Here is a 23887-nt window from a genome sequence, read left to right on the forward strand (position 1 = left end):
CTCGGTTGCTACGACCTTAAGACAAAAACCCGCGGGATCGCTCCCGCGGGTTTTTCATTGCCTGAGATGTGCCGCTTCTGGGGAGGGAAGTAAAAGGAAAGAAGGAGCCGACCTCCACCGGAATGGATCAGGTGCCGCCGAGCGTGCTGCCGCCGCTGGCGCCGGGAACACCAGGCGCCAGCTTGCTGGCGCCACTGATGATCTGGCTGAGGAAGTTCTGGTCCTTGCCGCCGGTCGGTGTGGTGCGCGAGATGAAGTCGAACACTTTGCCGTCTTTCAAGCCGTAATTGGCGATCTGGGTGACGCGCCCGTCATCGCCAAAATAGACCGCCAGCACATGCTGGTCGACCAGCCGCGGCTTATCGAAGGCGACATAGCGCTTGCGCGTCTGAGAAATGTAATAAAAGGCCTCGTTATCGAAGGTCGCCTTCGTCGAGGGAGTGCCGAGCGCCAGCAGCACCTGTTCGCGGCTTGAGCCGACCGGCACCAGGTCGATCGCCTGCTGGTCGATGACGTAGCCTTGCGTCAGCGTCTCGCTCGGATTGAGATCGCCGATCATCTTGGACGAATTGCAGGCGGAAAGCGCCGCAGCGATCACCAGTAGCGAAACCGCACCGGCTGGCCTGGGCAGGAAAGTCGACTTGAATTTCAGCGCGCGCAACTACAACTCCATAAGCTGGCCGCAACTTGCGCTGGGCCGCAAAACCGGTAAACCAGCTTGCTTGCCGATGCAACAAGGCCACTTCAACAAACGGTCCCGGGAGACCACCCTCAAATGTTCCAGCGCCTCTTTGGCCGCGAACGACATGCCAACCGCGCCATCACCGAGGCGCTTTACGCACAAATCGTGGCGGCGGCGCGGCAAACGGTGTTTTATTCCGCCTGGAACGTGCCGGACACGCCGCTCGGCCGCTTCGAGATGCTGTCGTTGCACATGTTCCTGTTCCAGCACCGGTTGCGCGGCGAGGGTGGTGCGGCGGCAGAGGTTGCGCAGGTGCTGATCGACGAGTTCTTCATGGATGTCGAACATTCATTGCGGGAATTGGGCATTGGCGACGTCGGCGTCCCGAAGCGCATGCGGAAACTGGCGAAGATGTTCTACGGCCGCACCGCAGCCTATGACGATGCACTGCAACGAAATGACCATGATGCACTTGCCGCCGCCCTTGCCCGCAATGTCAGGCCCGATGCCGGCGCCTGGCCGCAAGCGTCGCAACTGGCACTCTATGCCGCCGATGCATCCAGGCAACTCACGGAACAGCCGACCGAATCGATCGTTTCCGGCACGGTGGCATTTCCCGTGGCCAACGCTTGAGCGGCGGCAGGCCGAATGAAGATGGCGAAGTGGAGGCGAAGATGAAACGTCCTGATATCCACAGCCCAGTGTCATTCCGGGCAAATGTCGCTCGGCTGCCGCAAAAGGGGCTGCCGGTGGTGATCGATGCCGACCCCGGGCAGCGCGCCCTGCTGGCCGCCGAGCACGAGCTGCTTTCGGTCGAAAACTATCGCGCCGAACTCCTGGTCGAGCCCTGGAAGCGCAACGGGGTGAAAGTCAGCGGCCATGTCGAGGCCGATGTAACGCAGGCCTGCATCGTCACCCTCGACCCGGTCAAGGCGCATATCGACGAGCCGGTCGAAGCGCTGTTCCTGCCGGAGCAATCCAAGCTCGGGCGGCAAGGTTTCGACGGCGGCGGTGAGATCCTCCTCGACGCCGAAGGGCCGGACAGCCCGGAAACCTTTTCCGGCGACGCCATCGACGTCGGGGCGCTTGCCGAACAGTTCTTTGGCTTGGCGATCGATCCCTATCCGCGCAAGCCCGGTGTGTCGCTGGAGGCTGCCGGCGATGCCGAGCCTGTGGAGAATGAATTCCAGCAAAAGCTGAGATCACTGTTGGGAAAATCCTGATAGCTGATCCAATTTGAGAAAAGTTGGTTGTGCGGCAGCCCAAAACCGTTATTTTCGCCGAACCTTCGCGAGCCCCGTACCTTGGCAAGCCCGCTGGCCAAGCAACCGTGAGATGAACACCGCGTGATCAGGATTTCCATCGATGCCATGGGCGGCGATCACGGGCCAAGCGTGGTCATCCCGGCGCTCATGACTGTCGCCACCCGCCGTCCGGACATACGCTTCGTCATTTATGGGCGCGAAGAAGTGGTACGGCCCGAACTCGCCAAATTCCCCAAGCTGGCGGACGTGAGCGAGTTCATCCACTGCGAGATCGCAGTCCGGATGGACGACAAGCCGAGCCAGGCGCTGCGCCATGGTCGATGGAAATCATCGATGTGGAAGGCCGTCGAGGCGGTCAAGGCAGGCACTGCCGACGCCTGCATCTCAGCCGGCAATACCGGGGCGCTGATGGCAATGTCCAGGTTCTGCCTTCGCACCATGGCGACCATCGATCGCCCGGCAATCGCAGCGCTCTGGCCGACATTGCGCGGCGAAAGCGTGGTGCTGGACGTCGGCGCCACCATCGGGGCGGATGCGCATCAACTGGTTGATTTTGCCATTCTGGGCACCGGCATGGCGCGCTCGGTTTTCGGCATCGAACGGCCTAGCGTCGGCCTGCTCAATGTCGGCGTCGAGGAGATCAAGGGTCAGGAGGAGGTCAAGGAGGCGGGCCGCATGCTTCGCGAGGCCAACATGGCCTCGATGAACTACCATGGCTTTGTCGAGGGTGACGACATCGGCAAGGGCAGTGTCGACGTCGTCGTTACCGAAGGATTTGCCGGCAACATCGCGCTGAAGACGGCGGAAGGCACGGTCAGGCAGATCGCCGGCTATCTGCGCGCGGCGATGAACCGGACGCTGATGGCCAGGATCGGCTATATCTTCGCGAAGACCGCCTTCAATCGCCTGCGCGAGAAGATGGATGTCGGCCGCTCCAATGGCGGCGTCTTCCTCGGGTTGAACGGCATCGTGGTGAAAAGCCATGGCGGGGCTGATTCGGATGGCTTTGCGGCGGCGATCGAGCTTGGCTACGACATGGTACGCAACAATCTGCTTGACCGCATCGAAGCCGATCTCGACCTGTTCCATGCCCGCAATCCGAATGCCCAGACAATCCGGAAATCCGACGTCGTCATCGACGCAAAGGAATAGGAAAGAGCATTGATCAGATCAGTCGTGCGCGGCACGGGCGCCGCGCTGCCCCGCCGCATTATGAAGAATGCCGATTTCGAAGGCATGGTCGAGACGTCGGACGAGTGGATCGTCCAGCGCACCGGTATTCGCCAGCGCCACATCGCGGCCGACGACGAGACGACGGCCTCGCTGGGCGAGGCGGCGGCGCGCGCAGCCCTCGACAGCGCCGGCCTGATGGCGGACGACATCGACCTGATCGTGCTGGCGACCTCGACGCCCAACAACACCTTTCCCGCGACCGCGGTCGAGATCCAGAACCGGCTCGGCATGCACCACGGTTTTGCCTTCGACCTGCAGGCGGTTTGCTCCGGCTTCGTCTATGCAGTGACGACCTCCGACCTCTATATCCGCGGCGGCTTGGCCAGACGGGTACTGGTGATCGGCTCGGAAACGTTTTCGCGCATTCTCGACTGGAACGACCGCTCAACCTGCGTTTTGTTCGGCGACGGCGCCGGCGCGATGGTGCTGGAAGCAGGCACGGGAGCAGGCGGCATCGCCGACCGTGGCGTTCTGGCGGCCAGCCTGCGCTCCGACGGCATCCACAAGGACAAGCTTTTCGTCGACGGTGGGCCGTCGACCACCGGAACCGTCGGGCACCTCAGGATGGAAGGCCGCGAAGTGTTCAAGCATGCGGTCGGCATGATCACCGACGTCATCGAGGCGACGTTCGCACAGGCCGGCATCAGCGCCGCCGATCTCGACTGGTTCGTGCCGCATCAAGCCAATAAACGAATTATTGACGCTTCGGCCAAAAAGCTCGGGATAGAGGAGCGGAAGGTGGTGGTGACCGTCGATCTGCACGGTAATACCTCCGCTGCTTCCGTGCCGCTGGCACTGTCCGCGGCCGTCGCCGACGGTCGCATCAAAAAGGGTGACCTGGTGCTGCTTGAGGCGATGGGCGGCGGCTTCACCTGGGGCGCCGTCCTGCTCCGCTGGTAAGTGCCGAACTATCGGGTTCGGGTCCTTGACCTTGACGGATCAATTACTTAGGTTCTGCCGTTGCTTGTATCGATTTATGTTTTTGAGCTGATGGGACGGTTCGTATGGGGGGAAAGACACTTACGCGCGCCGACCTCGCCGAAGCCGTTTACCGCAAGGTTGGGCTGTCGCGCACTGAATCGGCCGAGCTTGTCGAGGCGGTGCTGAATGAGATCTGCGAGGCGATCGTTCGCGGCGAGACGGTGAAGCTGTCGTCCTTCGCGACCTTCCACGTCCGCTCCAAAAACGAGCGCATCGGGCGCAATCCCAAGACCGGTGAGGAAGTGCCGATCCTGCCGCGCCGGGTGATGACCTTCAAGTCGTCGAACGTGCTGAAGAACCGGATCCTGCGCTCCCATCAAAACAGCAAAGCCAAGGGCAGCAAGTAGACGCCCGATCCACTTTGCCGAGAATCATGCTCCAGGCTTCGGTTGAAAAACGAGCCCTGCTTTTGCGCCGGGCTTGAATATTGTTTCATAAACCGCTGAAATAAGATGCGATTCGGTAGGCCGGATCGGTATTTGGGTGTGATCCGTTCCGGCGGGACGGAAAGCTGCTCTCTTTGTCAAACGTGACGTCGCCCGAACCCGGTTCCCGCCTTCGCGATCATGCTCTAGCGTGAGGATTCGCCCATGGACAAGAGCCCTGATGCTTTCCGCACCATCAGCGAGGTCGCGGAGGATCTGGATTTGCCGCAGCACGTGCTGCGCTTCTGGGAGACGCGTTTCAACCAGATCAAGCCGATGAAGCGCGGCGGCGGCCGCCGCTACTACCGCCCGCAGGATGTCGAACTGATCAAGGGTATTCGCCATATGCTCTACGATCAGGGCTATACGATCAAGGGGGTGCAGAAGCTGTTGCGCGAGAACGGCAACCAGTTTCTGATCGCCGTCGGCAATGGCGACATGGCGGCGGTCGAGGCGATCTCGCAGCGCCGACAGGCTGACACGGTACCGCTGACGCAAGCGGCGCAGCCGCGCGGCCCGGACGACGAAATGCTGGTCGGCCAACCGAGGGTGAAACCCAGCCGTCGTTTTTTCGGCATCGGCAAGACCGACGAGGAAGGTCCGGTTCCGCCGGACACGTCAAAGCTTTCCCGTGACAATCGCGCATTGCTGCAGGAGGCGCTGTTCGACCTCCTGGAATGCAAGCGCCTGCTCGATCAGGTTCGCTAGAGCCCGCCGGGCTGACCGGAACGGTCTTCAGGGTCATGCGTTAGGCTTCCTTCTACATATGAAGGAAGCACGTCATGCCATCGCTTTCGAGCATCTCCGACACCGATCTGAACAAGCAGGTCGCGGCCCTGACCAGGGAACTGGCCACCTTGAAGAAAGCCGTGTTAAAGCGGGGCGGCGCCTTTTACGAAGACGGGCGCGATACCGCATCGGATTATTATTCGGATATCACTGAGCGCCTCGGCGACGCCTTGCCGGCAATCAGAAGGCAAGGCCGGGCGATCGAGAAGACCGCCCGAGATCACCCGGCGACGGCGGCCGCTGTCGGACTGGTTGTGGTCGGGCTCGTCGCCAGTCTGTTCCTCGGCGGCCGGCAGCAACAAGCACCGCGGGCGCGTTCAAGATCGGCACGTTGAGATAAGCAAATGGCGGCGGTCAGCGGACCGCCGCCATTGTTCGCCGACACGGCAAACCCGGTAAGCGTGCCGCCCTTGATCAAGGGCCAGAATGCCTTGTTTGCCGGTTGTTCGTCCGAGGATGTTTTCAGTACTTCTTCGCCACAACCTTCTTGTGATGGTGGCGGTAGTGGTGGTGGACGCGGTGATGGTAGTGATGGCGGTGATGCTTCTTGACGGTGGCGTGCATCGTCGTTGCATTCGCGCTGCTTGCGCCGATGATCGGCATCGAGAGGGCAAGTGCGATTGCAAGTCCAAGGGCGGAGAGAAGAGGCTTGTTCATGACATCGTTTCCTTTTTGCGCAGGCGGAATTTAAGCGTCACCGATTCAGGTCGGTGACCCGATCGGTGCGGTTGGGACTATCGCCTTGGAGTTTTTCTGCAGTTTTTCCGGCCTGTAGAATTTTGTTTCCGAACCGTGTCTGCCGATGATCCGGCCAGATGTCGGCGCACCGGCATCCGCCATTGATTTCGGCGTCGGTTCACAATGCCGTGACGCTATCTTTGATGCTTGGCAAATCACCGACGAGCGGGCATTCTCCCGATCGTCTCAGGCAACAACATGATTTGATCTAACTCTTTCATCCCACGGAGTTGCCAATGCCCCAAATAGCAAAACGCGAACCTTACTCCGAACTGGCGGCGAGCGCGGTTACGCCTGAACGCAGTGCCGTCCGAACCGCCCGGGAAGCCCGTGGATACAGCATCGAAGAGCTGTCCCTGGCGTGCGGGCTGGCAGCCTATGAGATTGCCGACATCGAAAGCGGCAAGGATGCCGATCCCTCGAAACGTCGGCGTATTGCCTCCGCGCTTCAACTTCCGGAAAGCGCTCTGTTTGACGAAGCCGTGTTGCCTGCCAAAAGGCGATCCGTGTCGTAGCGACGTGTCATGCTTTTATTCCACGAGCTCGCCATGGGTCGCCCTGGCGGGCTTCGTTTTTTCGGCCACTTAGTGGACTTGCCGGCCGCTACGGCGACGCCAGACGGAAATTGTCGGAGATGAGCCTCGAATCCGTTCGCGCCTTTTTCGCCGCACACGCGCCCGACATCGACGTTATCGTCACGGAAGCCAGCTCGGCGACAGTGCCTCTGGCCGCCGAAGCGCATGGCGTAGCGCCGGCGCAGATCGCCAAGACGATCTGCTTGCGCGTCGGCGACCAGACGATGCTGATCGTGGCCAGCGGGATCTCCAGGCTGGACAATCGCAAATTCAAGGACCGGTTCGGCGGCAAGGCGCGAATGCTGGATGCCGAACAGGTGCTCGCCGCAACCGGTCATCCCGTCGGCGGGGTGTGCCCGTTCGGCCTACCGGCGCCGCTCCCGGTTTACTGCGACATCTCGTTGCGCGCCTTTGACGAGGTCGTCCCGGCAGCAGGTGCGACGAATGCCGCCGTACGGCTCAGCCCGCAACGCCTGGCCGAACTCGTCGACGCCGAGTGGGTGGATGTGTGCCAGTAGCCATTTATCCGGGTCGTGGGATCCGCTGAGTGTTACCGCTACTCGGTCTTCTGTGGCTCTTCTTTCTTGATCGTCTGAGCGTCCGTGGCAGTCGACATATCGGCCTTCTCGACGCTCGCTGTCGTCTGCGTGTCGACCGATGCCTGGACCTTTGAATGCGCGGGGCAATCCGCAGAGGCAACTGATATGGACATGGTCAGTGCCGCGGCTATTGCGAGGAATGTCTTCATGATCATTCTCCTCGTTCGTTCGATGGGCAAAGTTAGCCCGTCTGGCACCAGCGGCCAAATCACATTTGTTCACACGCTGGCCCAGTAATTCAAATGGCTGCGCGGATAGCCTCTTGCCGTATCAAAGCCCACTGGCTCCGGCCGGAGGATTTTTGGCGTTAAAGATCTCGCCGCTCAGAGCCAGTCTCAGGTCTTCGGCGCTGAGCTGACCACTTTCGAACAAATCCATCACCCTGCGGCCGAGCACTTCTCTGCCTGGATCGCCGTCAGCGAGGCCTAGTTCACGGCATCGGGCATCAAGTGCCTTGGTCAACATGGTCAGCTCGGCAGGACAGGCAACCCCTTGAAGCGACATTGCATCTCTCCCCTAAGGGCGAAAGCGCGTGGCATCTTCGTAGCGTCCGCTCGCCCTTACAACTGCGGACGACGGCAATTCAAATAAAGCCAACCTTTTTCGAACTCAACATTCAAACGTACCAAAACGCCGCGCGCTCCAATGCCAGGATCCTGCTACAATACGGCATGGCCGTCCGAATAGCGGTTATCCTCGCGCTTCTCTTCGCCTTCGCCTACGGTTTCGCAAAACTCGCGGAACATTATGGCAGAGTTGGCCACAGGCCCTCTCCGTGTGAAGAATTGCCCTATCCTGATTGTCCTGATCAAAAAGCTCTTCCCCGGGGAGAGACTGAGCCTTGAGCGCGCCTGTTCAGGCCAGGCCAGGCCAGCCATCGGGATTGAATTAGTTCTTTCCAACCGACGGTTGGTGGACGCATTGCAGCTGATGGGCCTAGGGTTCACTACGATCCGCGCGCACCGGGCATGCCCAAACCCCCGAGTCACCCCTGCCTGATGCAAGGCGCCTGATCGAGTCCCGCCGTTCTGGCATGTGCGGCGGGACCTTTTCTTATTGAAGCTGGAATACGGGCTCACGATAAAGGTTGGCGTACGCAGCAAACGTCGCCTAGCCACTGTCGCGCGGTTTCTCGGTGGGCTTCTGGCTAGCCGCCAGCCTCCGTGCCTCGCGCACGAGTGATCGTGATCGATTCTTCGATGAGATCACGCGCCTGCGTACGTTGCGCTGGCTGCAGTGCGGCTATTGTCTGTACAGCCAGTTTGGGGGAAAACTGGCTAAGCCTTTGGATTTTAATGGTCGGAGTGGCCGGATTCGAACCGACGACCCCTTGACCCCCAGTCAAGTGCGCTACCGGGCTGCGCTACACTCCGGACCGGTCGCGATGTATCGTGATAGACCGGCTCCGGTCAACCGAATTCGGTTGCTGTCCTGCCTGAAGCAACAGCAACGGGCATTGCCGGTCGCTGCGCCGCCCGCAGTTGCCACTGGTGGCGGTATTCGAGCGCGATGGCACCCCAGATCAAGCCAAGCAGCAGGTAGACATGGCGCCAGTGGTCGATGTCGATGAAGGTGCCGAGCCCGATATTGCCGACGAAGGCGACGTAGGCGCATAGAAGATAAGGCTGCCACGGCCGGTCGCGCAGCAGAATGCGGAAGCCGGCGGCGATCGTCCAGCACGTCAGCGTCAGGAACGACATGAAGCCGAGCCAGCCGTAATCCATCAGCATCTTCAGCCAGATGTCGTGCGTGTCCTCGCCGAACATCTTGCCGAAGACGAGCGGGCCGATGCCGAACGGATGCTCCAGTGCCATCTGAAAGCCGATCGTGTAGCGGGCGAAGCGGCCGAGGCGGGCGGTGTCGTAGCTTTGTTCAAGCTGTGCGCGGTTCGAGAACATCTCGGCGACGCCCGGCAGTTGCAGGATGACGATCATTGCGATGACCAGCAGTCCGACGGCGGCGATGGTCATGACGACCACGCGCAGCCGGAACTTGCCGCTGGCGCTCTGCAGGAACAAGGCACCGGTTAGCAGGATCGCCGAAACGGCGAACATGCCCCAGGCGCCGCGCGAAAAGGAAAAGAAGATGCCAGCCGTGATGATCAGCAGCGGCACCGCCAATAGAGGCATGCGCGCGACGGAGCCGGTCAGCAGCAGATAGAGCAGGTAGATGCCCGGCAGCACCAGGAACGGCCCGAACACGTTCGGGTCCTGGAAGGCGCCGGCGGCGCGGTCGTATTTGGTGAAGATCTCGGCTCCCGGAAAGGCATGGAAATAGCCGGCTATGCCGACCAGCGAAGTCAGCACCGCCGACACCACATAGGCGACGAAGATCACCCGATAGAGACTGGGCCGGACCGCCGTTACCGAAGCGAAGAAAACCGCGGTTAAGGCCAGGAACAGCGAGACGGCGAGATAGAGCGGCGTGCCGGCGAGGTCCGACATCTGCGTCATCGAGATCATTCCGCCGATGTTCATAATCAACAGCAGCACCAGAAGCGGCACCCCCGCGCGCTGTATGCGCATTCCGAACAAGGGCCACACCATGATCAGCCCGATCATATAGACGTCGTACGGCGCCGGCTCGGCAATGACGAAGCCGGACAGGAAGACGCCGAGGAAAACCGCCCCTGACGCAATCAGTGCGATCAGCTTGGCGTTGACCGCCGCCGCCGGCAATTCATAGGTGGTCGCGCTCAATATGCGTTTTCCGTGTTGAGCAGGCGGATCGGCGTCAGGAACAGGATTTTGAGGTCGAACAGGAGCGACCAGTTCTCGATGTAATAGAGGTCGTATTCCGTCCGCATGCGAATCTTCTCGTTGGTGTCCATCTCGCCGCGCCAGCCATTGATCTGCGCCCAGCCGGTTACACCGGGCTTGACCTTGTGACGGGCGAAATAGCCGTCGACCACCTCATTGTAGAGGAGGTTGTGCGACTGCGCGGCAATGGCGTGCGGGCGCGGCCCGACCAGCGACAGCGAACCGAACAGCGAATTGAAGAACTGCGGCAATTCGTCGATCGAGGTCTTGCGGATGAAGCGGCCGACGCGGGTGACGCGTGGATCGTTCTTTGTCACGGTCTGCTTCGCCGTCGGGTCCGCCTTGTCGGTGTACATCGACCGGAACTTATAGACCTCGATGATCTCGTTGTTGAAGCCGTGCCGCTTCTGGTGGAAAAGCACCGGCCCCTTGCTGTCGAGTTTGATCGCGATTGCGGTCGCCAGCATCACCGGCGAGAACACGATGATGCCGATGATCGAAAAGACGATGTCGAAGGCGCGCTTGGCGACCGAATCCCAGTCGTTGATCGGCTTGTCGAAGATATCGAGCATCGGCACCGAGCCGATGTAGGAATAGGCGCGCGGCCTGAACTGCAGCGCGTTCGAATGCGCCGACAACCGGATGTCGACCGGTAGCACCCATAGCTTCTTCAATAACTGCAGCACGCGCGATTCGGCGGTCAGCGGCAGTGATACGATCAGCATGTCGATGCGCGCGATGCGGGCAAATTCGATGAGTTCGGAAATTGTGCCGAGCTTGGGATAACCGGCGACAACCGGCGGCGACCGCTTATCGCCGCGGTCGTCGAAGATGCCGCAGATGCGGATGTCGTTGTAGGGCTGCCTTTCGACCGAGCGAATCAGTACCTCCGCCGCCTTGCCGCCACCGACGATGACGGCGCGGCGCTCCATCCGCCCATCGCGCGCCCAGCGCCGGATCAGCTTCGACATCACCAGGCGGAGACCCAGGATCAGCCCGAAGCCAACAACAAACCACGTGCCGAAGAGCAGGCGCGAATAGTCTTCCGACATTTTCATGGTGAAGGCGGTGAGCGCCATCAAGGCGAACGTTCCGGCCCAGACCAGCAGGAGTCGGCCAAAATTGGCGATCGGCCGCATTAGCGCGACGATCTGGTAGCAGTCGGTGACGTCGAGCAGAACGACCGCGAGGAACGAGGTGGCGGCGATCGTCAGGGAGTATTGCCAGGCAAGATAGTTGAAAAAGCCGACGTAGTAGAAATAGACGGCAAGACCTGACACCAACAGCAGCGCGAATTCCGCCATGCGCAGCACGCCGCTCACCATGATCGGCGACATCGTATCGCGCCGGTATTGCGAGGCGACCTGGCGGGCGACGTCGTTCATGCCGCCGGCCGTGTTGTTCTCGGCAGGGGCGTTGAATTTGCGCACCGCGTCTAGCGAAAAACGGCGCGCGGGGTCGATTTCGTTCATGGGGTGTCCGCAGGTTTCCCTCAGGTGAATAGCAAAAGAGAGCTAAGAAACCCTTGAAACAACAGATGGCTTTGGAGACGCTTTCACCAGGTGCAGCGCGGTGGAACCCGTTGCCCTATTTTTTTTGCGCGGCGAAATAAGCCTTTTCGATTTCAGCGGCCATTACATCGGCGCCGAATCGTGCCTTGAGGTCGGCGATGCCGGGCATCAGGCCCTTGTAGGCGTCGAGATCGGCCAATGCGGCGCTTATCTTGTCGCCAAGTTCGCGCGGGTCGGGCCGGATCAGGGCAGGCGAGCTGGTGTCGAAGATTTCCGGTATGCCGCCGACCGACGTCGCGATGATCGGCTTGCCGGCGGCGAGCGCTTCCAGAACGATATAGGGCATGGCTTCCGCGCGCGATGGAACGACGACCAGCTTGGCCAGCGTGAAGGCCAGCCTGGCCGGCATCGGCGCCAGGAAGCCGACGTCCAGGCCGCGCTGACTCACCTGGGCGCGATAGCGCGGCAGGTCGTCGCCGTCGCCGACCATCAGCGCCTTCAATGGGTGGCCGAGCCGTGTTGCGGCAAGCCCCAGCGCATCGATGAAGATGTCGGGGCCTTTGAGGTCTCGCATCATGCCGATGTAGAGGAGGTCAACCGCATTGTGCTCGGTCCGCACCGGCTCGAACTCTGCGGCGCGCAGGCCGTTGTGGACGAGAGCGTTCGGAATAGGCGGCTCGCCGACCTTCCTGCGATAAGTCCGTCGCTCATAATCGGAAACAAACAGCAGGCAATCGGTGAAGCGAGCCATGAAGCGCTCGAGCGCGAAGAACAGCTTCCCCATGGCGGTGGTCTCGTCATAGTGAAGCGAGCCGCCATGCGGCGAATAAAGGCGGGCTACGCGAGACCTGGATACCCGCAACAATGAGCCGAACAGACGGGCATAGGCGCCACCTTTGGCGCCATGCCCGTGCAGCACGTCCGGCCGCAATTCTTTTATGATCCTATAGGTGCGCCGGGCCGAGGCGAGATCGCCTGGCCCGACATGCCGCTGCATCGGCGTGCGGTGAATGCCGAGCGCCAGACTGCCCTTCATCTGTTCGAACAGCCTTTCCTCGAAATCGCCGCCCGTCGTCGAATCGCAGACGATGCCGACGGCATGGCCGGCGGCGACCTGAGCCTCAGTCAGGTCGCGCACATGCCGGAAGATGCCTCCGACCGGTGAGCGAAAGCAGTGGACGATCCTGAGTGTGTCCGCCACTTGGTCAGCACATCAAAACAGGCGTTCGCGAACATAGACTGTATCGCCGGGCAGTAGCGGGTCGGAGGTCACCACGCGTCCGCTTATCACCTTGCCGTTGATGTCGCGGGTAATGTCGACGCTCTCCTGGTTGGCGCGTGGCGTGAACCCGCCGGCGATGGCGACGGCCTTCTGCACGGTCAGGCCCGGAACATAGGAATACTGGCCCGCCGCACCCACTTCACCCATGACGAAGATCGGTCGGTAGCGATCGATTTCGACAGAAACGTCAGGATCCCGCAAATAGCCCTGGCGCAGTTTCTCGGCGATCTCGCCCTCGAGCTGCTGGGCGGTGTGGCCGCGCGCCGGCACGTTGCCGACGAGCGGCAGCGAGAGATAGCCGGATTGGTCGACACTGTAGGTGTTGGTTAATCCTTCCTGCTCGAACACTGTGACGCGGACGCGGTCGCCGGCGCCGAGGCGATAGGGCTGGTCGAGAACTTCATGGAATGCGGCCGGCGTCGGCCGGTAGCTGGAGCAGCCCGAAAGCATCGATACGGCAAGCAGCGCGCGGAAAAGGGGAGTAGTGCTTTTCATGAGCGGACACGTACCTTTGAATAGCCGGCGACTCTGCGGCAAACCTTAACGATCGAGCTCGGTTATCATCCTGTTAGGGTTAATGGCCGGTAAAGGCGCACCGCCGATACGGGCCGGATCGACAAATGCAGATCGTTTTCAGCCTCTTGTTTGCGGCTTGTTAGTAGAGCCTAACAGGTTCTTACCGCGATATTAACGGCTGAGTTACCATAGTTGTTTACGGTGCATGCTGACTCAGTACCGGAGCAGGGATGCATGTCCGTTCAATCCGCAGCCGCAGATGTCGACATCGATCTCAGGCAGCTTTTCGCCAGCCTGGCGCGAAACTGGTTGCGCATCCTTGTCGTCGCGCTGGCTGTAACCGGCCTGGCCTTTGCGCTCGCCTGGCTTGCAACGCCCGAATACAAGGCGGCAGCCAAGCTGGAGATCGGGCCTCGAGAATCGGAGTTCACGCGGCCAGCCGGGGCCAACGGCAACGAGCGGTCGATTCCCGACGAAGAGGCTGTGGCCACCGAGGTCCAGATCATCTCGTCCCCCGACATCCTCAAACAGGTGGCGGCGAAGCTCAACCTGGCGAAGTTGCCCGAATTCGACGAGGCGCTGAAGATGTCGGCGCTGAGCCGCACCCTTGTCCTCGTTGGCTTGAAAAGCGATCCCTTCGAGATCCCTCTGGAAGAGCGCGTGCTGGACGCAATGCATGAGAAGCTCAACGTCTATGGCGTCGAAAAAACCCGTGCGATCGCAATCGAGTTCTCGTCAGAGGATCCACAGCTTGCCGCCGCGATCCCGAACGCGATTGCAAACGCCTATATCGCCTCCAAGGGCAACGCCAAGCTCGAATCGAATTCCGCCGCCACCGACTTTCTGGCGCCGGAAATCGCGGATCTGCAGAATCGGGTGAAGGAGGCGGAAGCCAAGGTTGCCGCATTCCGTGCCCAGTCCGATCTTTTGATGGGCGGCAACAATTCGGTGCTTGCCACCCAGCAGCTGTCCGAATTGTCGAGCGAACTGTCACGGGTGCGCGCCAACCGCGCTTCAGCGGAAGCAACCGCCGACAGCGTGCGCAGGGCGTTGCGCAGTGGCGGCTCACTGGATGCCGTTCCGGAGGTGTTGTCGTCCGAACTGATCCAGCGCCTGCGCGAGCGGCAAGTCGAACTCAAGAACAACATCGCCGACCTTTCCACCACCTTGCTCGACAACCATCCGCGCATCCGGGCGCTGAGGTCGCAACTCGCCGATCTCGACCGCCAGATCCGCAACGAAGCGGAAAAAATCATGAAGGGTCTGATGGCGCAGGCCGAGACGGCGAAGGCGCGGGAGGTTCAACTCGTGGCCGACGTCAACACGCTGAAGGCGGCGTCCGCCCGCGCCGGCGAAGAGCAGGTGGAACTCGATGCGCTGCAGCGCGATGCCGCGACCAAGCGCCAGCAACTCGATCTCTACTCGTCCAGCTATCTCCAGGCGGCCGCACGCAAGGATCGCAACTACCTGCCTGTCGACGCTCGCCTATTTTCGGAGGCCCGGGCGCCGACCGAACCCTATTTCCCCAAGATTGGTCCGATTGTCGGCGCGGCCTTTGTCGGCTCGTTGCTCATCATGGCGATCGTCACGTTGCTGCAGGAACTGTTTTCCGGCCGCGCCATGCGTCCGGCCGCCGGTGCCCATTTCGAACACATCGAGCAGGTTGCGATGCCGGCTGTCCAGGCCGAACGCGCATTGGCCGAGCCCGACCCGCCGGTTGCCCGGTCCGAACCGGCAGTCGCCGAGATGGATGAGACCGACGACGACAGTATCATTGAAACCAAAGTGGAGCCGGAACCCGTCGCGGTGGCGGAAGCGGCTGCCGAGAAAATCGAACCGGAGTACTCTGAAATGGCTGCTGGAGACATTGAACCGGCACGTTCTATCCTCGGCGAGATCGACATCGACAAGGCCGCGGAAAAACTGATCGCCACCGGTGCAGCCCGGGCCATATTCGTGTCACCGGAAGGCGACGAGGCGGCTGCCTCGGCGGTGCTGGTGGCGCGCGCAGTCTCCGACGCCGGGCTACGCGTGCTGCTGCTTGATCTCACCGCTTCGGGTGCTGCCTCGCGGCCGATGCTGGACAGCGGGCTGTTTCCGGGCATCACCGATCTGCTCGCCTCGCAAGCGCAGTTCAGCGATGTGATCCACCCCGATCTCTATTCGGATTGCCACGTGATTCCCGTCGGCACAGCCGATCCGGTCCGTGCCATGCGCGCCGCCGACCGGCTGCCGATCATCATGCAGTCGCTAACCACGGCCTATGATCTGGTTGTGGTCGAATGCGGGCCGGCCGACGCGCAAGGCATCAGCCGCCTGGTGGGCGAGGGCACCGAGGTGCTGCTCTCCATGCTGGAGCCGGACGACCAGGTGACGCAAGCCGCAGTCGCGCTCATCGAGAGCGGTTATCCCGACCTAACGCTGGTCACGCCAATCGGCCATGTGGCGCCGGGGCCAATGCCGGGACGGCGCTCGGCGGCCTGAGGCATTTTTCTCAAATCGAAATCAGCTGTCGTCTTCGCCTGCGGCCGGTGCTGTCTGGCCCACGGCCTTGCGGCGCAGCAGCTTGGTTAGCTTCCAGACCATTGGGCTGTGCTTGATGAATGCTTTCAGGCTTGCGCCGTGCCTGAGCGCAAGCGCCAACGCGCGACCTTTCAGCGTCAGCGGAACCAGCGCCTCGAAATGTTGCGTTTCGACATCGCACCACAATCGCTTGTAGGGTTCGTCACCGACCGAGAAATCATAGATTTCAAAACCCGCCTCGCAGGCTTCCTGGATGTTCTCGAAGAACAGGAAGTCGCCGGGGCTGGTGTGTGCGAGCTCGTCCTCGGCGATCGCCCCGAATTCGCAGATCAGCCGCTTGCCCGAGCGGCTCGATCCGGTGACCGCACGAAGCTTGCCGGCGACTTCCAGCCCATGCAGTACGAAGGACGGATCTTCCTCTTGGAGCGCGTCGGTAAACAGCGAGCGAAAAAAAGCACGCACCTCCGCTTCACCGAAAACATTGGCGATGCCCATCTTGCGGAAGCGAAATTCCTTCATCTCGAAAAAGGCGTCGAGCAGCCTGTTCACCTCGTCCGCAGTCCTCGCCTCGATGCGGCAATGGCTGCCGACGGCCCCGAATTTGCGCGCCTGCGAGCGATGCTTCTTGCGCCTGCGCTTGCCGCTCACGCGGGTGAGCAATGCATCAAACCCTCCTACAAGACCGGCGGCCAGAGACAGATTGGGGCTCGAAAAATGCGGCAAGGCGGAGAGCGGGTTGGCAACGCCGTCGAGATCGGGCAGCAGCCGCTCTAGCGCGACAAGATCGATATCACGCCGCACCTTGGCAATCGCAGCCAGCATAGCGCGGATCGCCGCATTATCGGCATTCGCCAGCCATTGCGGGTCGGCGGCGGCAAAATTGCCGTTGGCATGGCGGCCGCCCATGAACCGGGCGACGCGGAACGCTCCACTGCGAGTGACCTCCAGCGCCAACGAGAAAACCGGCCTGTTGTCGGCGCGCAGCGTCGCAACGACAACGTCGGCGCCGGTATGTGCGGCCCAGTTCAGGATCCAGCCTGCGCTCTGCGCCGGGGCAAAAAGCGCCGAACGGCAGAATTCGGCGTACGCCGCCAGCGCCGCACTATCGGCAACCGAGATCGACAAGCCGGCTTTGCCGGCCGGCAAGGTATACGGCGACGCCTCGCTGCTTGCCAGCCGATTGCCGTCAAATGACGCGGTGGCGTCAACCATACCTCAATCCTTAGGGCGTATTCGTCGCGATTGGGGGTCCGCGCAGGCGCATTCCATGCTTGATGAGCTTAGGCGCAAAAGGTGAATGAATGATCGACGGGGGCGAGGCAATTCGCAAACTGGCGCTCAATCTCGCCCGCTATTCAGGTCTCGCGCCGCTGGCCAAGCCGTTTATCGGCGGCCTTGGCGTCATCCTGATGCTGCATCGGGTCACCGCGGCGCCGGAAAAGCCGAATGGCGTCAACCGACACTTGAACATCGCGCCTGGGTTCCTCGATATCGTGATCGCCGACATGAAGGCGAACGGCTACAGGTTCATCACGCTGGACGAGGCGATCGAGCGCATCAAGGCCGGCGACAAGGACGGCCAGTTCGCGACGATCACCGCCGACGACGCCTATCGAGACAACATGACCGAGGCGCTGCCGGTGCTGGAGAAGCACGGCGCGCCGATCACCATCTACGTCGCACCGGGACTGATCGACGGCGCTGCCGACCTGTGGTGGGACCTGGTTGAGGATATCGTCAATGCGCGCGATCGCCTGACGCTGACGACGCCGGACGGCCCGGTGACGATCGACTGCTCGAATCGGGGAAAAAAGGTCCAGGCCAATGCGCGCCTGCACGCCTATCTGACGCTGAAGGTGCGCGAGCGGGACCAGCGTGCGGTGTTGCGCGATCTGGCGCGCTCGAACGGCATCGAGTTGGGCGGTCCGCGCCCGAGCACGCTGATGAACTGGGACGAGATCCGCACCATGGCCGGGCACCCGCTGGTGACGATCGGCGCGCATAGCGTCAATCATTGCAATCTGAAGCGGCTTTCCGAGAGCGACGCGCGGCATGAGATCGGCGACGTCAAGCGCATATTGCAGGCCAAACTCGGCGAGGAGCCGCGCCATTTCGCCTATCCCTACGGTCATGCCAGCGCAGTCGGCCGCCGCGAAGTGGGCCTTGTCCGCGATGCCGGCTATGCGTCGGCGGTGACGACCCGCCACGGCGTACTGCGCGCCGAGCATGCCGGGTTCCTGCATGCCCTGCCGCGCATTTCAGTCAACGGCCGCTATCAGAGCATCGCCCACATCCGAACCATGTTGTCGGGCGTGACGACGCCGCTGGCCAATGCCGGCAAGACGGTGGTGACGATTTAACTGTGGCCTCGGCCCTTCGGCCGCGGCTCCAGGATCAGCCACTTAATGATGCCCATCGCCGGCAGCACCCACAAAAGCCCGCTCAGCAGGAAGAAGATGAAGTGCGCCAGCGGCCCGGACTGCGACAGTTGCGCGACCGCGACGATCGAGGCGACCAGCGCATAGACGACGACCAGCACTACCAGCAGGAAGCTTCCGATCAGCTTTTTCAGGCGAATGGGCATGGCGCGATCTCGTTGATCGCTATCGCTTAGGCCGAACGGCGAATGCGCGCAACCCGCCAGAAACGGCGCGACGGCGTGCCGCGTCGCCCGGCCTTGCAAGCCGGGTTGCGATGGTTCACCAATCCGCGACTTCAACTGCCGGGACAAACCCATGGCTGCTGCCATATCCGACGACGCGCCCTTCGCCGCCCGCGATCGAGACCTTCGCAATCGTGCACTGGTGCGCGGTTGGCTCTATGTCGTGCTGGTCGTGCTGTTTGCGCTGGTGGTGGTCGGCGGCGCTACGAGGCTCACCGATTCTGGCCTGTCGATCACCGAATGGCAGCCGATTCACGGCGTCATCCCGCCGCTCAACGATTCCGAGTGGCAGGAGGAGTTCCTGCGCTACCAGCAGATCCCGCAATATGCCGAACTCAACAAGGGCATGAGCATCGAGGCGTTCAAGTCGATCTTCTGGTGGGAATGGGTGCATCGTATCCTGGCGCGTAGTGTCGGCGTGGTCTTCGCCCTGCCGCTGCTGTTCTTCTGGGTGACGCGCCGCATCGAGCGGGGCCTCGGCACGAGATTGTCGGGCATCCTCCTGCTCGGCGGGCTGCAGGGCGCGATAGGCTGGTGGATGGTGGCATCCGGCCTGGTTGACCGGGTTTCGGTCAGCCAATACCGGCTGGCGACGCATCTGACGCTGGCGGCGCTGATCTTCACGGCGACCATGGTTGTCGCGCGTGGGCTGGCGCCGCACTCGGAACCTGCCGCCGACCGCTCGACGCAACGTCTGGCCGGCTTTCTGGTGCTGCTGGCGCTGGTCCAGATCTATCTCGGCGGGCTGGTCGCGGGGCTTGACGCCGGCTTGAGCTACAACACCTGGCCGCTGATGGACGGCAAGCTGGTCCCTGGCGACCTGCTGCTGCTCGAGCCCGCGTGGCGCAATTTCTTCGAAAATCCGAAGACAGTGCAGTTCGTGCACCGGATCGGCGCCTACACGATCTTCGCGGTCGCGCTCTGGCACATGATTGCGACACGCCGGCGTCTGCCGGGTACGACGCATGCCCGACGCGCGACGCTGCTGTTCCTGATTGTCGTGGTGCAGGCATCGATCGGCATCGGCACCCTGTTGATGCAGGTGCCGCTGCACATGGCCCTGACGCATCAGGCATTCGCGCTGGTTCTGCTGGGCTTCGCCGCCGCGCATTGGCGCGGTACCAAGGGCGCTTACCCGCTGCCCCACGAGATCGCTCTCAGAGGCTGAGCCGCACCCGCCGGATTGCCGCGGCAATCGCCAGCTCGCGGCTTTCGTCGACCGCATTGCAATCTTCATGGTGCCATGCAGCCGACAGGCAGCCATAGGCAACGGCGTGGTCCAGTACGGCAGGCCCCGTCTGGCCGAGCGTGGCGCCAAAGACTTGCGCCATATGGGCGATCCGCCTCGGATCGAGGCAAAGATCATCTCGGTCGAGTGGGTTGTAGAACATGTTGGCGGCGTCGAAACCCGGGTCGCCGAGGACGCCCTTCGGATCGATCGCCAGCCAGCCGCGTGGACCGTGCATGATGTTGTCGTGATGCAGGTCGCCATGCAGCGGCCGTACGTTGTGCGGATTGGACAACAGCCGCTCCGCGATTTCGGCAGCTTCGACATACAGGCTCTTTTCGCCGGCGGCGCGATCGGCCTTCGCCTTTTTGAACAGGCTGGAAAACCGTCTCCGCAACGGCTGAAGGTCCGGCGGGGCGGCGTGCTTCGACGGCGAGACCAGTCTTGTCATCACCTCGGCCGCGATGGCGGTGGCGGCATTGTCGTCCTGATCCGCAATGATCTGTGACAGCGAGATTTCGCCGGCGTATTCGAGCAGCATGCGGTGGCCGTCGCGGCCGAGCAGCCGCACCGCGCCTTCGCCGCGTCGCCAGGCGAGGAAATGCTCGCCACGCAACTCGTCCTCCACATCGTCGAAAGGCTTTAGATCCTTGACGATTGCCGGTGAGCCGTCCTCGCGAACAACTTTCCAGATGCGGCTACCGAACGTTTCGGCAATGAGCTCCGGCGCGCCGACCTTCCAGCGCTTTGGAAATCTCGGCGCATCCATTCAAAGGCCGAGCATCAGATCCATGTTCTGCACAGCGGCGCCCGAGGCGCCCTTGCCGAGATTGTCGTAGACGGCAATCAGCAGCGCCTGCGCCCTGTTATCATTGGCAAAGACATAGAGCTTCATCCGGTTGGTGCCGTTGTAGATCTCCGGATCGATGTCGGGCATGCGTTCCTGATGCAGATACGGCGCCACCTCGACCACGCCGCCATCGATGGAAGCGAAATGATCGGCGATTGCCGCATGAAGCTCGGCGCCGGTCGGCACATGGTCGAGGCCGCCGAGTTGCAGCGGCACCACGGTGATCATGCCTTGCGCGAAATTGCCGACTGCCGGCTGCATGATCGGATCGTGCGAAAGCTTGGCATAGGTCCTGAGCTCAGGCACGTGCTTGTGCTGCAGCGTCAGCCCGTAGGGCAGGAATTCCGGCGCATCCTCGCCCTTGGCGACATAATCCTCGATCATCGGCCGGCCGCCGCCGGAATAGCCGGAAATGCCGTTGACGGTGACCGGAAAATCGACTGGCAACAGCCCCGCCGCAACCAGCGGCCGCAGCGTCGCGATCGGTCCTTGCGGCCAGCAGCCCGGATTGGCGACGCGCTTCGCCGAAGCGATCTTCTTCGCCTGGTTCTTGTCCATCTCGGCGAAACCATATTCCCAGCCCTCGGCGACCCGATGCGCCGTCGAGGCGTCGATCACCTTGGTGGTGTCATTGGCGATCAGCGAAACGCTTTCCTTAGCGGCCGCGTCCGGTAGGCAGAGGATCGCAACATCGGCGGCATTGAGGAACTCGGCGCGCGCTGCCGTTTCCTTGCGGCGTTCGGCCGGGATGGAGATGATTTCCAGGTCGCCGCGCTCGGCAAGCAGCGCCCTTATCTGCAAACCGGTGGTGCCGTGCTCGCCGTCGATGAAGATTTTCGGTTTCATTGCCTGCCAAAATTCCTGTTATCTCAAAGCTATATGCCGCTTGCCTGATTCAAGCCGGCAACGCTGTGGTTGCTCTGGTTCATGTCCTCGAGCCGGGCCTTTCGTTCCGCCAGCAGCCCGAGATAGTGCATGGCCACCATCGAGCCGGCAATTGCCGTTATATCGGCGTGATCATAGGCTGGCGCAACCTCGACGACGTCGGCGCCGACGATATCGACCTGGTTGATCTGGCGCAGCACCGACAGGATCTTTGCCGAAGACGGGCCTCCCGCGACCGGCGTTCCCGTGCCGGGCGCAAAAGCCGGATCCAGACAATCGATGTCGAAAGTGACGTAGGTCTTCTTGCCGCCCGTACGGTCGACGATGGCATAGGCGATGTCGGACGCCCGCATTTCCTCCACTTCATGGCCATATAGGATCTTGATGCCGAATGTGTCGGGCGCATGGGTTCGGATGCCGATCTGGATCGAGCGGTCGGGATCGATGATGCCTTCCTTGACCGCACGGCCGACGAAGGAGCCGTGATCGATGCGCTTGCCGTCGTCGGGCCAGGTGTCCTGATGTGCGTCGAACTGCACCAGGGCCAGCGGGCCGTGGATGGCGGCATGCGCCTTGAGCAGCGGCCAGGTGACGAAATGGTCGCCGCCGAGTGAAAGCAGAAAGGCGCCTGATTTCAGGATCTTCGCCGCTTCGCGCTCGATCGTGGCAGGCGTCTTCTGGTGATTGCCGCTGTCGAGCAGGCAATCGCCAAAGTCGATCACAGCAAGCTGTTCGAACAGGTCGCGCGAAAACGGATATTGCGGATCGTTGTCGAGGATGGCCGAGGCGCGGCGAATCGCCTGCGGTCCGAAACGAGCGCCCGGCCGATTGGTGACCGCCGCATCGAAGGGAATGCCCCACACCACTACATCGGCGCCCTTCACGTCCTTCGAATACTTGCGCCGCATGAACGACAGCGCGCCGGCATAGGTCGGCTCAAACGACGCGCCTGTCCTGGAGCGGGTGGTGAAGGCGTGATCGATGGTCCTTGGCGGCATGAAGCGATCTCCTGTGCGTCGACGCGCAACCTTATTGGACATAATTCTCAGAATTGCGACCCCTGCGGAGGATCACGGCCATTCGATCCGGTCACAAATCCTTGCTCGCCAGGCGAACCCCGCATGGCCGGCCCGGAGATTGCCTGGTAAATAACCGAAAGTAGCCGCCAACGGCTGCTTCGGCCGGCATTGATCTGATTTTCCTGCGTTTGCGAAGCCGGCTTCGTTCACCTGCCTGTCACGGGCATCGCTTAACCGGGGTGCGATCCCGGTACGGAGCGATTCTCGTGCGAACGACTTGTCTCATGCGAACGATTTGGCTGAGCCTTCTGCTTTCCGCGGCGCTGGTGGTCTCCCTTGGCCAGGCATTGGCGGGTGAAACGCGCGCCAGGCAGATTCTCGACCGTTTCGAGCACGCCAACCAATGGCGCGACCATGTGATGGTGGCCGCGCACCGCGCCGGCGGCATGCAGGCCGGCAAGACGCTCTATCCCGAAAACTCGATCGCCGCCGTCGAGGCGTCGATCGCAATGAGCGCCGAGATCGTCGAGGTCGACATCAGGCGCTCGAAGGACGGAGAATTCGTCGTCATGCATGACAGCTGGCTTGACCGCACCACGACCTGCAAGGGCGAGGTGGTCAACCGCACATTGGCCGAACTCAAGACCTGCCGATTGGTGATCGAAGGCACCGGCGCCGTTACGGGCGAGACGGTCTCGACGTTGCGCGAGATGCTGGTGGCGACCAGGGGCAGGATTCTCGTCAACCTCGACAACAAGCTCGACACCGGAAGCCTCGCCGGCATGGTCGCCGTCGCCCGCGATCTCGGCATGGCCGAACAGGTGATCGTCAAAGAGAACCTGTGGAATGCGGAGAGGATCGCCAGGGTCAAGGCTGCGATGGCCGAGATCGGCAGCGGCTTCCAGTTCATGCCGATCATCGCCGATGACGCGGTTCGCGACGCCATGTTTGCCGAGGAACTGAGCCGGGCCTTCCCGATGCGCGCAGTCGAGATGATCAACTGGCGCATGGGATCAGAGACGCTGACGGAGACCGGCGGCCCGCTGTTCAGCCCGCGCATGCGCGCGCTGGCGGTGAGGGGCGACTGGCACATCTGGGCCGACACCTATGCCATCGTCAACAAGCCGGGCGGCTTCCTCGCCGGCGGTCGCGGCGACGAGCTGGCGGTTGCGGCCAGCCTGCCGCGCGAGACTTATGGCTTCTGGGTCGAGCGCGGCGCCACCATCATCCAGACTGACGAACCGAAGGCGGCCATCGGTTGGCTGGCGGCGAACGGTTTTCGCGTGCCCTACGCCGGTGAGAAGCGCCCGGCCGAGCCGGCGAATACGGCCAGCATTAACTAACGCCGGGCACGAACCAGAGCGA

General features: G+C 62.0%; 26 protein-coding genes and 1 tRNA gene. 13 read left to right on the plus strand and 14 right to left on the minus strand.

The window, feature by feature from the left end:
• Positions 1-127: 127 nt before the first annotated feature.
• Entirely contained in the window at positions 128-661 is a 534-nt protein-coding gene (locus NKJ35_RS24985) for an outer membrane protein assembly factor BamE (RefSeq protein WP_254817563.1), read from the minus strand.
• A gap of 114 nt (positions 662-775) precedes the next feature.
• Here NKJ35_RS24985 and NKJ35_RS24990 point away from each other — a divergent pair, with 114 nt between their 5' ends.
• The 7 genes from NKJ35_RS24990 (at position 776) to NKJ35_RS25020 (ending at position 5710) form a co-directional block, all read left to right on the plus strand.
• Positions 776-1315, plus strand: a complete 540-nt coding sequence (locus tag NKJ35_RS24990) for a ubiquinol-cytochrome C chaperone family protein (protein WP_352649989.1) — start codon at positions 776-778, stop codon at positions 1313-1315.
• A gap of 41 nt (positions 1316-1356) precedes the next feature.
• Positions 1357-1905: a YceD family protein gene (locus tag NKJ35_RS24995; protein ID WP_352649991.1), complete on the plus strand. Its 549-nt coding sequence runs from the start codon at positions 1357-1359 to the stop codon at positions 1903-1905.
• 123 nt (positions 1906-2028) lie between these two features.
• On the plus strand, positions 2029-3099 hold the full coding sequence (gene plsX / locus NKJ35_RS25000) for a phosphate acyltransferase PlsX (protein ID WP_352477175.1): 1071 nt from the start codon (positions 2029-2031) through the stop codon (positions 3097-3099).
• Positions 3100-3108: 9 nt separating this feature from the next.
• Entirely contained in the window at positions 3109-4080 is a 972-nt protein-coding gene (locus NKJ35_RS25005) for a beta-ketoacyl-ACP synthase III (RefSeq protein ID WP_352649993.1), read from the plus strand.
• Between the two features lie 104 nt (positions 4081-4184).
• Positions 4185-4508: an integration host factor subunit alpha gene (locus NKJ35_RS25010; protein WP_023717292.1), complete on the plus strand. Its 324-nt coding sequence runs from the start codon at positions 4185-4187 to the stop codon at positions 4506-4508.
• 243 nt (positions 4509-4751) lie between these two features.
• On the plus strand, positions 4752-5294 hold the full coding sequence (locus tag NKJ35_RS25015; protein WP_254817568.1) for a MerR family transcriptional regulator: 543 nt from the start codon (positions 4752-4754) through the stop codon (positions 5292-5294).
• A gap of 74 nt (positions 5295-5368) precedes the next feature.
• Positions 5369-5710 carry a hypothetical protein gene (locus NKJ35_RS25020; RefSeq protein ID WP_254817569.1) on the plus strand — a complete coding sequence of 114 codons (342 nt, stop codon included), beginning with the start codon at positions 5369-5371 and terminating at the stop codon, positions 5708-5710.
• Between the two features lie 127 nt (positions 5711-5837).
• Here the strand turns inward: NKJ35_RS25020 and NKJ35_RS25025 are convergent, their stop codons facing one another.
• On the minus strand, positions 5838-6032 hold the full coding sequence (locus NKJ35_RS25025; RefSeq protein WP_352477178.1) for a hypothetical protein: 195 nt from the start codon (positions 6030-6032) through the stop codon (positions 5838-5840).
• A gap of 317 nt (positions 6033-6349) precedes the next feature.
• On the opposite strand from NKJ35_RS25025, the gene NKJ35_RS25030 reads away from it, so the two are divergent.
• Together NKJ35_RS25030 and NKJ35_RS25035 are read left to right on the plus strand one after the other, a co-directional pair.
• A complete protein-coding gene (locus NKJ35_RS25030) occupies positions 6350-6628 on the plus strand; it encodes a helix-turn-helix domain-containing protein (protein WP_023674515.1) in 279 nt (92 codons plus the stop codon).
• 119 nt (positions 6629-6747) lie between these two features.
• Complete coding sequence (locus NKJ35_RS25035) at positions 6748-7206, plus strand: YbaK/EbsC family protein (RefSeq protein ID WP_352649995.1); 459 nt, start codon at positions 6748-6750, stop codon at positions 7204-7206.
• A gap of 38 nt (positions 7207-7244) precedes the next feature.
• Here NKJ35_RS25035 and NKJ35_RS25040 read toward each other — a convergent pair whose 3' ends face one another.
• The 7 genes from NKJ35_RS25040 to NKJ35_RS25070 all read right to left on the minus strand — a co-directional run bounded on the left by NKJ35_RS25040 (position 7245) and on the right by NKJ35_RS25070 (position 13334).
• Positions 7245-7436 carry a hypothetical protein gene (locus tag NKJ35_RS25040; RefSeq protein ID WP_352506491.1) on the minus strand — a complete coding sequence of 64 codons (192 nt, stop codon included), beginning with the start codon at positions 7434-7436 and terminating at the stop codon, positions 7245-7247.
• 121 nt (positions 7437-7557) lie between these two features.
• Positions 7558-7752, minus strand: coding sequence for a hypothetical protein (locus NKJ35_RS25045; RefSeq protein WP_254817574.1), 195 nt, complete (start codon positions 7750-7752; stop codon positions 7558-7560).
• Between the two features lie 831 nt (positions 7753-8583).
• A tRNA-Pro gene (locus tag NKJ35_RS25050) sits at positions 8584-8660 on the minus strand.
• A gap of 36 nt (positions 8661-8696) precedes the next feature.
• Complete coding sequence (locus tag NKJ35_RS25055; RefSeq protein WP_352649998.1) at positions 8697-9986, minus strand: O-antigen ligase family protein; 1290 nt, start codon at positions 9984-9986, stop codon at positions 8697-8699.
• On the minus strand, positions 9983-11518 hold the full coding sequence (locus tag NKJ35_RS25060; RefSeq protein WP_352649999.1) for an undecaprenyl-phosphate glucose phosphotransferase: 1536 nt from the start codon (positions 11516-11518) through the stop codon (positions 9983-9985). The genes NKJ35_RS25055 and NKJ35_RS25060 overlap by 4 nt, the downstream gene beginning before the upstream one ends.
• Before the next feature lie 115 nt (positions 11519-11633).
• The gene (locus tag NKJ35_RS25065) at positions 11634-12758 is read right to left on the minus strand and encodes a glycosyltransferase family 4 protein (protein ID WP_352650001.1); all 1125 of its coding nucleotides are present in this window, start codon (positions 12756-12758) and stop codon (positions 11634-11636) included.
• Between the two features lie 12 nt (positions 12759-12770).
• Positions 12771-13334, minus strand: a complete 564-nt coding sequence (locus tag NKJ35_RS25070; RefSeq protein ID WP_352650003.1) for a polysaccharide biosynthesis/export family protein — start codon at positions 13332-13334, stop codon at positions 12771-12773.
• Positions 13335-13589: 255 nt separating this feature from the next.
• On the opposite strand from NKJ35_RS25070, the gene NKJ35_RS25075 reads away from it, so the two are divergent.
• Positions 13590-15839: a GumC family protein gene (locus NKJ35_RS25075; RefSeq protein WP_352650004.1), complete on the plus strand. Its 2250-nt coding sequence runs from the start codon at positions 13590-13592 to the stop codon at positions 15837-15839.
• Positions 15840-15860: 21 nt separating this feature from the next.
• Here the strand turns inward: NKJ35_RS25075 and NKJ35_RS25080 are convergent, their stop codons facing one another.
• Complete coding sequence (locus NKJ35_RS25080) at positions 15861-17090, minus strand: GNAT family N-acetyltransferase (RefSeq protein ID WP_352650006.1); 1230 nt, start codon at positions 17088-17090, stop codon at positions 15861-15863.
• Between the two features lie 89 nt (positions 17091-17179).
• On the opposite strand from NKJ35_RS25080, the gene NKJ35_RS25085 reads away from it, so the two are divergent.
• A complete protein-coding gene (locus tag NKJ35_RS25085; protein WP_352650008.1) occupies positions 17180-18238 on the plus strand; it encodes a polysaccharide deacetylase family protein in 1059 nt (352 codons plus the stop codon).
• Here NKJ35_RS25085 and NKJ35_RS25090 read toward each other — a convergent pair.
• The gene (locus NKJ35_RS25090) at positions 18235-18462 is read right to left on the minus strand and encodes a DUF2842 domain-containing protein (protein WP_352650010.1); all 228 of its coding nucleotides are present in this window, start codon (positions 18460-18462) and stop codon (positions 18235-18237) included. The two genes, NKJ35_RS25085 and NKJ35_RS25090, sit on opposite strands and share 4 nt — an antisense overlap.
• 151 nt (positions 18463-18613) lie before the next feature.
• On the opposite strand from NKJ35_RS25090, the gene NKJ35_RS25095 reads away from it, so the two are divergent.
• Positions 18614-19708, plus strand: coding sequence for a COX15/CtaA family protein (locus NKJ35_RS25095; RefSeq protein WP_352650011.1), 1095 nt, complete (start codon positions 18614-18616; stop codon positions 19706-19708).
• Here NKJ35_RS25095 and NKJ35_RS25100 read toward each other — a convergent pair.
• The 3 genes from NKJ35_RS25100 to speB are packed head-to-tail and all read right to left on the minus strand — an operon-like array spanning position 19698 to position 22501.
• A complete protein-coding gene (locus NKJ35_RS25100) occupies positions 19698-20537 on the minus strand; it encodes an aminoglycoside phosphotransferase family protein (protein ID WP_352650013.1) in 840 nt (279 codons plus the stop codon). The genes NKJ35_RS25095 and NKJ35_RS25100 overlap by 11 nt on opposite strands.
• A complete protein-coding gene (argC, locus tag NKJ35_RS25105; RefSeq protein WP_352650015.1) occupies positions 20538-21464 on the minus strand; it encodes an N-acetyl-gamma-glutamyl-phosphate reductase in 927 nt (308 codons plus the stop codon). It lies immediately after the preceding gene.
• A 29-nt stretch (positions 21465-21493) separates the two neighbouring features.
• Complete coding sequence (gene speB, locus NKJ35_RS25110; protein ID WP_352477301.1) at positions 21494-22501, minus strand: agmatinase; 1008 nt, start codon at positions 22499-22501, stop codon at positions 21494-21496.
• A gap of 305 nt (positions 22502-22806) precedes the next feature.
• Between speB and NKJ35_RS25115 the strand changes: the two genes are divergently transcribed.
• Complete coding sequence (locus NKJ35_RS25115) at positions 22807-23865, plus strand: glycerophosphodiester phosphodiesterase family protein (protein WP_352650016.1); 1059 nt, start codon at positions 22807-22809, stop codon at positions 23863-23865.
• Positions 23866-23887: the final 22 nt, after the last annotated feature.

The sequence above is a fragment of the Mesorhizobium sp. M0136 genome, assembly GCF_040322515.1.
GTDB lineage: Bacteria > Pseudomonadota > Alphaproteobacteria > Rhizobiales > Rhizobiaceae > Mesorhizobium.